The 13,558-nt window shown below is 55.6% G+C and carries 16 protein-coding genes; 11 read left to right on the top strand and 5 right to left on the bottom strand.

Going from position 1 to position 13,558, the window contains the following annotated elements; genetic code table 11:
* Positions 1-99 precede the first annotated feature (99 nt).
* The 6 genes from AC2FIZ_RS11310 (at position 100) to AC2FIZ_RS11285 (ending at position 3,822) form a co-directional block, all read left to right on the top strand.
* Entirely contained in the window at positions 100-372 is a 273-nt protein-coding gene (locus tag AC2FIZ_RS11310) for a rod-binding protein (RefSeq protein ID WP_142637161.1), read from the top strand.
* Positions 365-724 carry a flagellar biosynthesis protein FlgN gene (locus AC2FIZ_RS11305; RefSeq protein ID WP_281973048.1) on the top strand — a complete coding sequence of 120 codons (360 nt, stop codon included), beginning with the start codon at positions 365-367 and terminating at the stop codon, positions 722-724. The genes AC2FIZ_RS11310 and AC2FIZ_RS11305 overlap by 8 nt, the downstream gene beginning before the upstream one ends.
* Before the next feature lie 209 nt (positions 725-933).
* Positions 934-2,181 (top strand): flagellin N-terminal helical domain-containing protein, encoded by a 1,248-nt coding sequence (locus tag AC2FIZ_RS11300; RefSeq protein ID WP_271949609.1) that lies wholly within the window; start codon positions 934-936, stop codon positions 2,179-2,181.
* 77 nt (positions 2,182-2,258) lie between these two features.
* The gene (flaF, locus tag AC2FIZ_RS11295; protein WP_281973049.1) at positions 2,259-2,633 is read left to right on the top strand and encodes a flagellar biosynthesis regulator FlaF; all 375 of its coding nucleotides are present in this window, start codon (positions 2,259-2,261) and stop codon (positions 2,631-2,633) included.
* On the top strand, positions 2,633-3,034 hold the full coding sequence (gene flbT, locus AC2FIZ_RS11290) for a flagellar biosynthesis repressor FlbT (protein WP_271949613.1): 402 nt from the start codon (positions 2,633-2,635) through the stop codon (positions 3,032-3,034). Before flaF ends, flbT begins: the two co-directional genes overlap by 1 nt.
* On the top strand, positions 3,031-3,822 hold the full coding sequence (locus AC2FIZ_RS11285; RefSeq protein WP_281995437.1) for a DUF1217 domain-containing protein: 792 nt from the start codon (positions 3,031-3,033) through the stop codon (positions 3,820-3,822). Before flbT ends, AC2FIZ_RS11285 begins: the two co-directional genes overlap by 4 nt.
* A 61-nt stretch (positions 3,823-3,883) precedes the next feature.
* Here the strand turns inward: AC2FIZ_RS11285 and AC2FIZ_RS11280 are convergent, their stop codons facing one another.
* The 3 genes from AC2FIZ_RS11280 to AC2FIZ_RS11270 form a co-directional block, all read right to left on the bottom strand.
* Positions 3,884-5,455, bottom strand: coding sequence for a DUF427 domain-containing protein (locus tag AC2FIZ_RS11280; protein ID WP_281995436.1), 1,572 nt, complete (start codon positions 5,453-5,455; stop codon positions 3,884-3,886).
* 82 nt (positions 5,456-5,537) lie between these two features.
* Positions 5,538-6,239 carry a winged helix-turn-helix domain-containing protein gene (locus AC2FIZ_RS11275; protein WP_142637147.1) on the bottom strand — a complete coding sequence of 234 codons (702 nt, stop codon included), beginning with the start codon at positions 6,237-6,239 and terminating at the stop codon, positions 5,538-5,540.
* Entirely contained in the window at positions 6,211-6,498 is a 288-nt protein-coding gene (locus AC2FIZ_RS11270; RefSeq protein ID WP_142637145.1) for a hypothetical protein, read from the bottom strand. The genes AC2FIZ_RS11275 and AC2FIZ_RS11270 overlap by 29 nt, the downstream gene beginning before the upstream one ends.
* A gap of 175 nt (positions 6,499-6,673) precedes the next feature.
* On the opposite strand from AC2FIZ_RS11270, the gene AC2FIZ_RS11265 reads away from it, so the two are divergent.
* From AC2FIZ_RS11265 to AC2FIZ_RS11250, 4 genes are all read left to right on the top strand, one after another.
* Positions 6,674-7,162 (top strand): hypothetical protein, encoded by a 489-nt coding sequence (locus tag AC2FIZ_RS11265; RefSeq protein WP_142637143.1) that lies wholly within the window; start codon positions 6,674-6,676, stop codon positions 7,160-7,162.
* A gap of 109 nt (positions 7,163-7,271) precedes the next feature.
* The gene (rnhB, locus tag AC2FIZ_RS11260; RefSeq protein WP_281973051.1) at positions 7,272-7,889 is read left to right on the top strand and encodes a ribonuclease HII; all 618 of its coding nucleotides are present in this window, start codon (positions 7,272-7,274) and stop codon (positions 7,887-7,889) included.
* Between the two features lie 106 nt (positions 7,890-7,995).
* Positions 7,996-9,099 carry a site-specific DNA-methyltransferase gene (locus tag AC2FIZ_RS11255; RefSeq protein ID WP_142637139.1) on the top strand — a complete coding sequence of 368 codons (1,104 nt, stop codon included), beginning with the start codon at positions 7,996-7,998 and terminating at the stop codon, positions 9,097-9,099.
* 145 nt (positions 9,100-9,244) lie between these two features.
* Entirely contained in the window at positions 9,245-10,627 is a 1,383-nt protein-coding gene (locus tag AC2FIZ_RS11250; RefSeq protein WP_282021983.1) for an adenylate/guanylate cyclase domain-containing protein, read from the top strand.
* A gap of 84 nt (positions 10,628-10,711) precedes the next feature.
* On the opposite strand, the gene AC2FIZ_RS11245 is transcribed toward AC2FIZ_RS11250, so the two are convergent.
* Positions 10,712-11,848: an alkane 1-monooxygenase gene (locus AC2FIZ_RS11245; RefSeq protein ID WP_271949630.1), complete on the bottom strand. Its 1,137-nt coding sequence runs from the start codon at positions 11,846-11,848 to the stop codon at positions 10,712-10,714.
* A gap of 58 nt (positions 11,849-11,906) precedes the next feature.
* Positions 11,907-12,962: an A/G-specific adenine glycosylase gene (gene mutY / locus AC2FIZ_RS11240; protein ID WP_496791037.1), complete on the bottom strand. Its 1,056-nt coding sequence runs from the start codon at positions 12,960-12,962 to the stop codon at positions 11,907-11,909.
* 81 nt (positions 12,963-13,043) lie between these two features.
* Between mutY and AC2FIZ_RS11235 the strand changes: the two genes are divergently transcribed.
* Entirely contained in the window at positions 13,044-13,550 is a 507-nt protein-coding gene (locus AC2FIZ_RS11235; RefSeq protein WP_142637130.1) for a DUF721 domain-containing protein, read from the top strand.
* The last annotated feature ends 8 nt before the right edge of the window (positions 13,551-13,558 follow it).

Raw genomic sequence — 13,558 nt, 5'->3', positions numbered from 1 at the left:
CGGTTTGCGTAACCAGGAATTTGCCCGCAGGAAGTTACGTTTATTTTAACCGCTTTCATCTTTGATCCAGAAAGTTCGATGCAATTTTTGGAGAAAGCTATGAAGCTATCTGGTATTCCAGCGGCGCCGCAGCCCTTGTCTGTTGAGCAAAAGCTGAAAGATGCTGCGGTAGAGCTTGAGGCGGCGTTCCTGTCTGAAATGCTTAAGTCCGCAGGTCTGGGCGAATCCCGAGATTCGTTCGGCGGCGGTGCGGGTGAAGACCAGTTTTCATCGTTTCTTGTTCAGCAGCAGGCACTGCAGCTTGCCAGGTCCGGCGGTGTTGGCCTGTCCGAAATCCTGTTTCAGTCCATGATGGAGAATACCAATGCCTAACAAGTCTGAACATGACCTGATCAAATCTCTTGAAGAAGTTCTGGACCTTGAACGCAACGCCTTGGTGACCGGGGATCTGGATCGGTTGAATCACATGGTCCCGGAAAAGGAAAAGCTGATCGGTGCGATCAATGATCTTGAGGTGATTGATAGTGATGAACTGATCGGGGTTCAAAAGAAAGTCGACCGGAATCAGGCTCTGCTTAACAGCGCGGCCGAAGGGATTCGGGCGGTTGCCGGGCGCATGGCTGAACTGCGCCGAGTGCGTCAGGAATTCAGTACTTATGGAGCGGATGGGCAACGCAGCGATTTTACCGTTCGCAGTCACGCAAAGCTGGAAAAGCGGGCCTAGCGCGAGGATTGAATCAAATCCGAGCTTTCTGATTTTCGAGTCTTAGCACTCCGTTAGGAGATCGGCGTCAAAGGTGATCCTGCATCTGGAAACTCAGATGGCGCGAAAAGCCCGACGGCGGGTCGCAGTGATCAGAAAGACGTCAAAGCCCGTACATGTTGCGGGGTAAGCAAGGGCGCAAAAGGCCCGAACGGAAAAGGAAGAAAGCTATGTCCAGCATTCTGACAAACAACGGCGCAATGGTTGCGCTGCAAACCCTGAAATCGGTCAACAGGAACCTGGCGCAGACCCAGAACGCGATTTCAACTGGTAAGGACGTCGCCACAGCCAAGGACAATTCAGCCGTCTGGGCGATTTCCAAAGTCATGGAGTCGGACGTTAAGGGGTTCAACGCCATCAAAGACAGTTTGGCACTGGGTGAATCGACCGTTGCGGTGGCCCGGAATGCGTCCGAGACAGTCACTGACCTGCTGTCCCAGATGAAAGAGAAGATCGTTGCGGCACAGGAAGACAACGTTGACCGCGGCAAAATCAATGACGACGTGACTGCTCTTAAAGATCAGATCGCATCGGTGGTTGGAGCGGCGCAGTTTAACGGGCTTAACCTGGTTGACGGTTCGGCGGGTACAGCCTCGATCCTGTCGTCTCTGGATCGTGACTCCAGTGGCAACGTAACCGCATCTTCGATTTCGGTGGCTTCGCAGAACCTGTCCACAGGTGGGTATGCCAGCAAAGGTGTTCTGGCCGGCTCGGACAACGTCACAACCGACAATGACGCCGCGGGCTTCACGATGGACAAAGCTGGTGGAACCGGCGATATCGTGGTGGACAGTTCAACGGACAACTTTGCTGCTGGTGACAAGATCTCGATCACTATTGGTGACAAGGTTGCGTCCTACACGGTGCAAGCTGCTGATCTGGACCCATCTGGAACATATGACGCCGCTTATACGGATGCCATTGTTGCCGTTGGCCTGAAAAATCAGATCGATTCCTTGGGGATCACGGGTGTCGCAATCGACTATGACTCGGCCAACCCGGGCACTTTGACATTTGTAACCGGTGCTGCGACGGCTGGCGCCGACGCTGATCGGGACGTTACTGTCTCGGCGCAGTTCACCAATGCCAATGCAGGTGGCCTGGGGGCGTTGGCTTCGATTGATGTTTCGACAGATGCTGGTGCTCAGGCGGCGCTGGGCACTATCGAAACCTTGATCGACACGTCCATTGATGCATCTGCGGCGTTTGGTTCGTCTCAGGGCCGGATCGAAACGCAGAAAGAATTCATCTCGAATCTTTCTGACTCGTTCAAGTCCGGTATCGGAGCGCTGGTTGACGCCGATATGGAAGAAACTTCGGCCCGTCTGCAGGCCCTGCAGGTACAGCAGCAACTGGCAACGCAGTCGTTGTCGATTGCCAACCAGGCGCCGCAGTCGATCCTGTCTCTGTTCCGCTAAGTTCAGGACCCTGGCCGGGGCGTGGAGACGCGCCCCGGCTTTGACCGCCGTAAGACGGCCTTTTGGAAGGATTTCAAGTGACACCGCAAACTCTTGCACAACGCGTCTATGCGCAGGCCGCTGCTCCGACGCGCACACCGCGTGATACGGAATATGAGGCGATTTCCAAGATCACGCATCGGTTGAAGGCTGCGGCCGCGCGGCACAAAACCGACTTTGGAGCGTTTGTTCAGGCTTTGCATGAAAACCGGAGGCTTTGGTCTGTGTTGGCAAACGGGGTCGCCGATTCCAATAACGCCTTGCCGAATGACCTTCGCGCCCGGATTTTCTATCTTGCTGAGTTCACCGAACAGCACAGCAGCCAGATACTCAGCAATAAGGCTTCGGTAGAGCCCCTTCTGGAAATAAACATGGCCGTTCTTAAAGGCCTTCGGCAAATGGGTGCGAACTGATGGCGGGTTTGGTATTGAAGCTTGCCCCAAAAGAACGGGTGCTGATTAATGGTGTAGTTGTGGAAAACGGCGATCGTAGAAGTCGGTTTTCAATCATGACACCACAGGCAAATGTCCTGCGTTTGCGCGATGCGATACATCCTGACGAGGTGAACACACCCGTTCGCAGAGTGTGCTATGCGACGCAACTGGTTCTGTCTGGAGACATGGAAGCTGAAAGCGCCCGCCAACAACTGCTGCGTCGGGTGGAAGAGTTGAGCCAAGTGTTTACGGATGCGGACAGCCGCAGAGTTTTGGCCGAGGCAACCGAAGCCTTGTTGGCCGAGCAGTATTACAAATGCCTTAAATCCCTGCGTGCTCTGCTACCGCGAGAAGAGCGCCTCATGGCTTACCAGCAATGACCTTTCAGCCGGTCATACCCTCAGGTGGCATTGTTGGCTGGCGGTTCCTTCAGCGCACCTACGAAGGCCAGTTGAACAGCTTTTCCTCTTCGACGGTCAATGAGCGTGAGGCGACGTATTTCCGGGAAAACATCGGCAAGGTTCAGACGGCTGAAGATCTGGTTTCTGACCGCCGGCTGCTACAGGTTGCCTTGGGCGCATTTGGTCTGGAGGGCGACATCGACAACCGCTATTTCATCCAGAAAATCCTGTCAGATGGAACGAGCGCAGATGATGCTTTGTCCAATCGCCTATCTGACAAAAGATACCGTGAATTCTCTGAGGCATTTGGACTGGGCCCTGGCGAAATTCGAAGAACCATTCTTTCGACATTTATGGAGGATATTGCCCGGGGCAACGTGACCTCGCGCTTTGAGGTCGCCGTGGGTGAACAGGACGAGTCAATGCGCATATCCCTGTATGCACAACATGCGCTGGCTGAGTTGGCATCGCAAGCCAGCAGTGGTGACACGAAATGGTTCGACTTGATGGGCCTTCCGCCGTTGCGAAAGATGATGGAGACGGCGCTTGGGTTGCCCTCAAGCTTTGGTCAGTTGGACATCGACAAGCAGCTTGAGGTGTTCAAGGACAGATTGTCGGACCTGACCGGATCTGACGATTTAGCGCAGTTCGCGGATGAAGAGGCGATCGGGGATTTGACCGACAGATACCTTGCGCGCAGTCAGATCGCGCAGCTTCAAAGCACAATTTCTCCGGCACAAACCGCGTTGGTTTTGCTGGGCGGATAGTCCTACGTCAATCGCAAGATACCTCTATTTCAAGCGCTAGAGCTCGAAATCTCTACCACGACTAGCCGTTCAGAACCGCGTCCGCCGAGGTTTTGAGCGCGTATGAGCACACGGGTTGTGACACGTTGTGCAGCTTGACCTCTCCAAGTGGCAAAGCGTCTGTACAGGCCGGCACGATGTCTTTGGTAACAACGATCCTGTGATTCACGATCTTGCTGTATTCCCCAAGCCGTGCGGCGACGTTTGCCGCTTGTCCGATGACGGTGAAGTCTAACCGTTCGCGCGACCCGATATTGCCGTAAGTTACGCGCCCATAAGCGACACCAATCGAACAGTCGCAATGCATGTCCGACCCGGACTTGCGCAGCTCTCCAAGCCTTTCAACGATTCCAACTGCTGATCGCTGCGCGTTTTCGCGGGCTAAGGTAGAATCTTCGCCTGCCGGGAATACAGCAAGAACAGCGTCCCCGATGAATTTCAGAACTTCACCACCGTTTTCGTCGACGATGCCCGAGACCGTTTCAAAGAAGTCATTCAGCAGGTTGATATAGGCGGCGCGGCCCAGCTTTTCTTCCAACAGGGTAGAATTGCGCAGGTCGCAGAACATGATGGCTGCATCAATCTCATCCCCGTCGCCACGACGGATTTCTCCGCCCAGGACACGCGCGCCGGTCCGCTTTCCGACATAGGTTTCCAGCAATACCTGGGCGTTTTCGCGCTGCATGAAGACTTCGTAGAACCGGGCAATCACCGAGGAGCATTCGAACACCAGCCCCAGATTGGCCGTTGTGAACCCGTCGGGGTGATCGCAGGTCAGCGTCAAGACATTGGTGCGCCCGTCGGAAAATGGCAGGGGCATCGCGACATAGTCAGTCGCCCCTTTGGCGCGCAGGTCTTCCATGATTGGAAAGCTGTGCTGAGGGTTCTCGTCATTCAGCCTTTGGCGCACGCCGCCCATACCGTTGGACACGTGGCGCAGAGGGCTGTTGATATAGGCGGGGTGGTCGTGGATTTCATAGGTGGGCACATTGGTCGAAATCTCGGCCTCATCCTTTTCCCAAATATAGTGTTTGCCCGCGATCAGCGGATGTAGGGACCAGGCAAGGATACTGAGGCGCTGAATGGCAATTCCATGTTCCAGCATCTTCTCGGCCAGCGCTTTGGTGAATGCTTCGGGCGTGCTGAGATCACTGGCCCCCCGCATCAGCCAATCAATCAGCGGCCCGCTGATATTGCCGTCTTCCGGGTTGCGCAGGTTGTTTTCACCCAGCTCAATCCGCGTATATGCGGTGGGCATAAAGCCGATATGGCCCTGGATCGCGGCGCTTTCGGGCAGGGCGTTCTCGTAAGCCCAGACGGAGTTGGCCAATCGTTGATCCGCCAGAACGACATCGTGGTAAGTGGCGGTGCCTTTGAACGGGCAGAATGTCTGAAGTTCGGTCTCATCGCTGAGATCGACATGTACATCCTGACGGGGGATGTAGATCATCGGCGGCAACCGAGTTTCGTACATTACCTTGGCATCAAAGCTTTCAGCCAGAAGGATCTCATCCCGGTAGATTGCGATACGGCCGACAAGTGGTTCGACCGAGATCCCATAGCCTTTGATATTTGGAGTCACGTGAACGTTCATAATCATCCTCCCCGGCACGGGTCTTTATAGGATGGGCGTTTGATCCGTGTTTTCCAAGGGGCAGAGCAGGATTTTCCCAATATCAAATCATCTGAATGACGTCTTTTTCGATCGACAACATATAGCCTTTTTTAGCAATGTTCTTGACCAGCAACTCGCTGACCATCTGATTGCCCAAAGCATCGCGCAGGCGCTTGATCCGCGTCGCGCCAGCAGCCTCGTCACAATCAGCTGTGCTTTTGCCGGAAATCATCGCCTCGATCTGAATGCCGGATAGAACCTCGTCATCCAACCGGGATTCGGCAAGAACTGACAGGGTTTCCATCGCCGACGCTGTCAGTTTGAAATCCATGTTATTGAGATAGACGGTATTCTCTTCCCGGCTGATCAAAAGTGAAGTGACCTGAATCCCAGTGCGCTCAATCTGTGCCATGCGTCGGTTCAACAGCACCAGCATGACCAGAAACACCAGCGCAGCAATCAGCATTGCAGTGGCGAAAACCAGCAAAACAAAGATAACCATGCGGTAACTGGACAATGTATCGGCAAAGGCAGTGCCGGACTGGGCCAGAATCTCGAGTAGGCGAATCTCGGTCTGCGAGGTCAGATCACTCTCGACGAACAGACGTTCGACGCGGGCATTGAACGCGTTTGCATCTGGCAATGTCCAGAACAGAAAGGCGGCAGAGGCCACAAGTATGACAACGATTACCGTGATGCCCGCGCCAACCAACCTGACGCCCGAGCGCCGTGCCTCAGTAACGGAGATAGAATTTTCCGGCATTGGCCTTCCTTTTATCCAACCCTTCCGGTCCAAAAACGGACATGACGTTCAGCAGGGTCCAGCCCGAGCCGCGCAGCCGTTGCGCGACCTCTTTTTTGGCTTTTCCTTTGCCGCAGGACGAAACCTGCATGACGCCATAATGCAGGCGCAACGGATTGTCCTGCTTGGCCTTGTAATCGGCATAGCAGTCCGCTGCTGACGCCATGGAACCAAGCGATATCAGGGCCCCGATGGCCAGAGAAGAGAGGATCTGTTTCATAGGCCGCATCCTGCGCATGGCTTTGGTTGATATTCAATAACGCAAAGGGGTTTCGCGGTCTGATATCAGATAACAAAACGGCGTTATTGCTTGTCTGAAGGGGACATCCCCAATGTCGGGTCATCGAATTTACGGACTGTCATCACGTCCACCGAGTACCCGAAAGGACAGCACCATGCATAAGAAATTCATCGCTCTGATCATTGCCTCTGCAGTCGCAATTACCGGCGTTTCTGCATCCCAGGCCCGTGCCGCTGATGCAGAAGATATTCTTGGCGGGCTGGCGGCGATTGCCTTGATTGGCGCTGCCATCCATCATTTTGACAAGCAAGGTGACAGCAAAAAGGTTACCCGCAACTACAACCACGTGTATCAGGCCCCCAAACAGCACATCCAGAGGACCCCCAGGCATCGGCCGAACCATATCCGTCCCTTGCCCGAGCGCGTTGCGCGCTATAGTCTGCCGCAAAGGTGCCTGGAAACCTTCAAGGGCTATGGCAAAAAGCGCCCGCTTCTGGGGACGCGCTGCCTGGATAAGCACTACAAATACGCCAATAGCCTGCCCAAAAAGTGCAAGGTCGGTTTCTGGAATGGCAATAAAGTCAAGCGGGCCTATGAACCCGCCTGCCTGCGCCAACAGGGATACCGCGTCGTTTACAAGTAATACGGTTCGAGCAGGAGTGGTGCCTTAGAAGCATCACGTCGGAGAGGGCAGCGATTGCTGTCCTCTCTTTTTTCTTGCGCAATGGGGGAAAACAGGATTTTCCCAAAACATGACCACACCGGATTATGAGATTGAAAAAGCCGCGCTTGCGCAGGGATATCTGCGGATTGCCGGCGTCGATGAGGTTGGGCGGGGGCCGCTGGCCGGTCCTGTTGTGGCTGCTGCGGTGATCCTGAATCCTGCGAACATGCCCGAAGGATTGAATGATTCAAAGAAATTGTCGGCCAAGCGCCGGGCCGCATTGGATACTGCCCTGCGTGGCTGCGCCGAATTCGCGGTGGCCGAGGCTTCGGTGGCCGAGATTGATGAGCACAACATCTTGCGTGCCTCGCATCTGGCGATGGAGCGCGCGGTGGCGGCGCTGGATCCCCCCCCGGATTATCTGTTGATCGACGGAAATATGATTCCGCGCGGACTGGCCATTCCGGCGCAGGCAGTGGTCAAAGGCGATGCCCATTCCGTGTCGATCGCCGCAGCTTCGATCCTTGCCAAAAACTGGCGCGATCAACTGATGGTGGATTTGGCGCAACAGCATCCGGGATACGGCTGGGAGACAAATGCCGGTTATCCGTCAAAACAACACAAGGATGCGCTGCGAAATCTTGGTGTGACCCCTCACCATAGAGTTTCGTTCAAGCCCGTCCACAATATGTTGTATCAAGAGTAAATCGTAAGCCGCTGATTCAAAAAAGAAATTGACGGCGAATCGTCTTTGACTCATCCTTGTCTCAACCAAATGAGCGCATAAGCGCCGTGGAACTTGAGGCAGCGATATGACAACGACTACCAAAAAGGGCGCGACAGCGCTCCCTGTAAACACGATCCTATCCGGGGACTGCATCGAAGTGATGAACAGTCTGCCCGAGGCTTCGGTTGACCTGATTTTTGCCGATCCCCCATATAATCTGCAGTTGAAAGGGCAACTGCACCGCCCCGATAACAGCCAAGTGGATGCAGTCGATGATCACTGGGACCAGTTTTCCAGCTTTGGCGTCTACGACCAGTTCACGCGGGAATGGCTGAAGGCGGCCCATCGTCTGCTGAAGCCCAATGGCGCGATCTGGGTGATTGGATCGTATCACAACATTTTCCGTGTTGGGTCTGCGTTGCAGGATGCTGGGTATTGGATCCTCAACGATGTAGTTTGGCGTAAATCGAACCCGATGCCGAATTTCCGTGGCAAGCGGTTCACAAATGCGCATGAGACAATGATCTGGGCCTCCAAGCGTGAAGGGGCGAAATACACCTTCAACTATGAGGCACTGAAAGCGTTGAACGAAGGCGTCCAGATGCGCAGCGACTGGGTGCTGCCGATCTGCACTGGCCATGAACGGCTCAAGGATGAAAACGGCGACAAGGCGCATCCGACGCAGAAACCGGAATCATTGCTGCACCGCGTGCTGGTTGGATCAACCAATCCGGGTGACGTTATTCTGGACCCGTTCTTTGGCACCGGGACTACAGGGGCCGTGGCCAAGATGCTGGGTCGCGAATTCATCGGGATTGAGCGCGAAGAAAGTTATCGCAAAGTGGCCGAAAAGCGCATCGCGAAAGTGCGTAAATTCGACCGCGAGGCGCTGGAGGTCAGCGCCAGCAAACGCGCCGAGCCACGCGTGCCCTTTGGCCAGTTGGTCGAACGCGGCATGCTACGCCCGGGCGAGGAACTCTATTCCATGAACCAGCGTCACAAGGCCAAGGTCCGCGCCGATGGGACACTGGTGGGGCAAAATATCAAGGGTTCGATCCATCAGGTTGGTGCCCATCTCGAGAATGCGCCCTCCTGCAACGGCTGGACCTACTGGTGCTTCAAGCGCGACGGCAAAACCGTGCCGATCGACGTCTTGCGTCAGCAGATCCGGTCCGAGATGCACAACTGATAGACCAATACCGCCGGTGCCTGTGGCCTGACACAAGGCACTAAGCCTTGCCCCGCCGATCAACGGCGGGGTCTTTTGTTTCTTTCCCTGATGAGTTCCGATATGAGCCTATTGAAGCAATCGGCGCAGTGTAGGAGCTTTCGCAATGTCGGACACAGCAGCCAGCGAACCTCGGGCTAGGTGGTTCTTTTTCACCCGTCCGAACGAAGTAGAAATCGAGAATAAATACACCGAAGCTGCGCTGGAACGGCACAAGCGCGAGGGGCTGGAGCTTGCTGTCCGGGCCCGCTGGATCGCAATGGGTCTGACTGGCCTTTTGTTGATCTTCCTGAACCCGCATTGGGAGGTCCTTTGGTATCATTTCATCCTTTTGCTGATTTGCGCAAATGGTTGGATGATCCGACGGGCAGGCCGTGTGGGGCAATCTCGGACAGAGTTGCTGCTTATCTTTGTTGACCTTTTGATTATGACTTTGGGAATGATCATTCCCAACCCGTTCAGCGATGATGTGCGCCCATTGGCAATGCAATTCCGGTTTGACAACTTTCAGTATTTCTTCGTCATTCTTGCAGCAGGAACCATGGCCTATTCCTGGCGCACGGTGATTGCCATAGGCACATGGACTGCAATAATCTGGACTACCGGATGGGTGATTGCCTGGTGGGTTGCGGTTCCGATTCCCGGCATAAGTGAGAAAGTGGCCGAGGCCTTGCAGGGGTATCCGGATGTAGCCGAAATGTTGGATCCAAATAGTTTCAGATCTTCGATCCGAATCCAGCAAGTGATTGTGTTCCTGATGGTGGCGGTGACGCTGGGCGTGTCGATGCGGCGGCTCAATCATTTGCTGATGACCAATGCTGGGTTGGAACGGGAACGAGCGAACCTGTCGCGATATTTCTCACCAAATGTGGTGGAGGAACTGAGCCAAAATGACGATCCGCTCAAACAGGTGCGAAAAGAGAATGTCGCAGTGCTCTTCATCGATATTGTGGGGTTCACCAAATATGCGGCGGGCCGTGATCCTTATGACGTGATCGAGGTGCTGCGTGGATTTCATGCTAGGATGGAGGCCGAAGTGTTCCGCCATCATGGGACATTGGACAAGTACTTAGGCGATGGTCTTATGGCAACTTTCGGGACCCCGGTGACGACACCGTTAGATGCGACCAACGCGGTATCCTGCGCGCGCGGCATGGTGACTGTGATTGACCGGTGGAACATAGAACGTAGACGTGCCGGAGAGCCCGAGATTCGTGTTGGCATCGGTGTCCATTATGGCTCGGTTGTTTTGGGGGATATTGGCGCCAACCGTCTGGAATTTGCTGTGATCGGTGATGCGGTAAATGTCGCTGCGAAACTTGAGGCAATGACCCGCGAGCTGCAGGCCCGGATCGTGCTGAGTGATGCGGTGCGCCTGCAGCTTGAGCAGGAAGGGAGCAGTGCCTCCGAACTGACAGCCGAATTTACCGAAAACAAGGGCCACCCTGTGCGCGGTGTTGAATACCCGATGGATATCTGGGTGATGTAGCTCAAGGCTCTCTCGTCGATGGATCACGCATCAAAGACGCAGGGCCAGTCGTTGGGCCGGGCAGCGCGCCGAGGCGCGCTGCGGTCAGGACCCTGGCATCGGGTTTTGTGACTTGTTGTAGGGTTGCCAGTCTGTGACTTCGGGGTAGTACCTGCGCCGCCAATCCCGCACACGGGGGTTCATGACACGCCGCCAGAGCGGTGGGATCATCGCGGCGATCGTCATCACTGGGTATCCGTAGGGCAGTTGCGGTGCGGTGTTCTGATCGTGATGTTGAAGCAGTGGAAATCGACGGTTGGGTTTGTAGTGATGGTCCGAGTGGCGCTGTAGATTGATCAGCAGCCAGTTCGACGCTTTTTGCGACGCGTTCCACGAATGACAGGGCAGGACGTGTTCGTATTTCCCCTGGCCCAGATATTTTCGGGTCAGCCCGTAATGTTCGACATAGTTCACCAGTTCAAGCTGCCAGATGGCGACGCCGGCCTGAATCAGGAACAGGACAAGGCCGGACCATCCTCCAATCAAACCTGCCAGGGTCAGCATACCACACTGTAACATCCAATACCGCCAGAACGGGTTTGCGCGGTCAGTCCAGGGTTGGTTCTTGCGCGCCAGTTTCTCGCGCTCGGCATGAAAGGCGGAGGCCAGGCATTGCCACAGAACACGCGGATAGAAGCGATGAAAGCCTTCGTTGTATCGTGCTGTTACCGGATCGCGCGGGGTTCCGACATAGCGGTGGTGAACCAGCAAATGTTCGGACCGGAAGTGCGAGTACAAGACCATAGCCAGCAGGATGTCGCCAAGCCCACGCTCCAGTCGGCCCTTCTGGTGCATCAGTTCGTGGCTGTAGTTGATTCCAATCGTCCCCGAGATCACACCCATGCCAAAGAACAGGCCGATCTTTTCTGGTGAAGACAGGTGAGAGCTGTGCGTCACATGCCAAAGCAGCCCGTAAAGGGTCAGGAACTGTACCGGAACCCAGGCTTTGGTCAGCAGGATATACCAGCGCAACATGCTGTCCGGCGTATCTGGGTCCGCATTTTCGAGGTCGAGCCCGGTGAGCTGATCCAGCGCGGCAAATATCCACCATGTTGAAAGCGGCACCAGCAAGACCCACCAGCCACCCACAAAGGCCGTGGCCCAAATCAATGGAATCAGCAAAAACGAGACCCAGAATGGAAGGGTGGATTGCCAGCGAGTCAATGTTTCAGATGCGATCATCAAAAGCTCCGGTCGACGCGGGACAGACTATCCGTAGGTCGTGTTTCAGCATAATGTGTTACTGGTTGCGCCAGAGGTCAAATGCCTTGCGCATGACCGTCGGCAGATCGCTGGGCCGAAAGGCATGTTTATCAAGCAAGATCATGTCCTCCGGTGCCGCACAGGGCGGTAAAGAGGTTGCCCAAACCTGCAGGATCAGGTGGAAATGCGTGAACGTGTGGCGCACTTCGCCCGGTAGAACGCGCCAGTCCGCCGCAAACGGCGCGGTGTCAGACGGCGCATCGGACCATTCGGATCCCGGCCATCCCAGCATACCGCCCAAAAGCCCTTTGTCTGGGCGGCGTTCAAGCAACATCGCCCCGTCCGCTGTCTGGGTGATGTAGACATGGCCATAACGTGTGGGTTTTGGCTTTTTCGGTGTTTTGCGGGGCAGATCGGCCTGGGTACCCGCAGCTTGGGAGCGGCAACGCGTGCGCATTGGACATATCCCGCATGCCGGGGATCTTGGGGTGCAGACAGTCGCACCCAGATCCATCACGGCCTGTGCATAGTCGCCCGGACGCACCGCTGGGGTCAATGCAGCTGCCCGTTGCTTGAGTTGTGGTTTTGACCCCGGCAGCGGATCGTGAATGTCGTATAGGCGGGCCATGACACGTTCGACATTGCCGTCCAACACGGTTTCCGGACGATCAAAGGCAATGGCTGCAATCGCGGCGGCTGTATACGGGCCTATGCCCGGCAGGTTCAGCAGCTCATCGTGTGAGTCGGGAAAACAGCCATCATGGCTTTCAACCACAACGCGCGCGCATTTCAGCAGATTGCGGGCGCGGGCATAATATCCCAGACCGGCCCATTCCCCCATGACCTGCTCGTCAGGCGCTGCGGCCAGTGATTCAACTGTCGGCCACCGAGATGTGAACCGCAGGAAATAGTCGCGCACCGCTGCCACAGTTGTCTGCTGTAGCATGATTTCAGACAGCCAAACCCGATAGGGGTCAGGACGCATTCCGGAAGACCTATCGGCAGGACTAATGCGCCATGGCATTTCACGGGCATTGCGGTCGTACCAGGCCAGCAACTCATCGCTGAAGTCAATTTCGTGGGTGTCACGCAAGTTTTACATATCTCCTTGTCGGGTTTCGCTGGCGCCCGGTGTTCTGCCCTTTACAATAGAGAGACAGGAGTTGGAAACCAGATGCAGCCCAGACGTTCTTCGACACGCGGCTTTAAACGTACTGCGACATTGCTGAACGGCCAGATCAGGCGCGCCGGGGAAAGCCGGGGATTCGCCGTCTCTCGTCTATTGACCCATTGGGCCGAGATCGTGGGGCAGGATGTGGCCTCGATCGCGCGGCCGGTGAAAGTGGGCTATGGCAAGGGCGGTATGGGGGCCACGCTGACGGTGCTGACCACCGGTCCGCAGGCGCCGATGCTTGAGATGCAAAAGGAACAGCTGCGCGGCAAGGTGAATGCGGTTTATGGCTATAATGCCATCAGCCGGGTGCGCATCACCCAGACAGCTCCGACAGGATTTGCCGAGGGGCAGGCCAGTTTCGATCACAAGCCGAAACAGGCGAAACCCACAATCAAACCAGAAATCATAGCCGAGGCAGACCGGGCCGCGCAGGGTGTCCATGATGGCGATCTGCGCGCAGCCCTTGAACGTCTGGGCCGTAACGTTTTATCCAAGCAAAAATGCTGAGAAAGGGC

It is taken from the genome of Ruegeria sp. CDSB022 (assembly GCF_059611145.1).
This window is presented reverse-complemented; position numbering and strand designations above follow the sequence as displayed.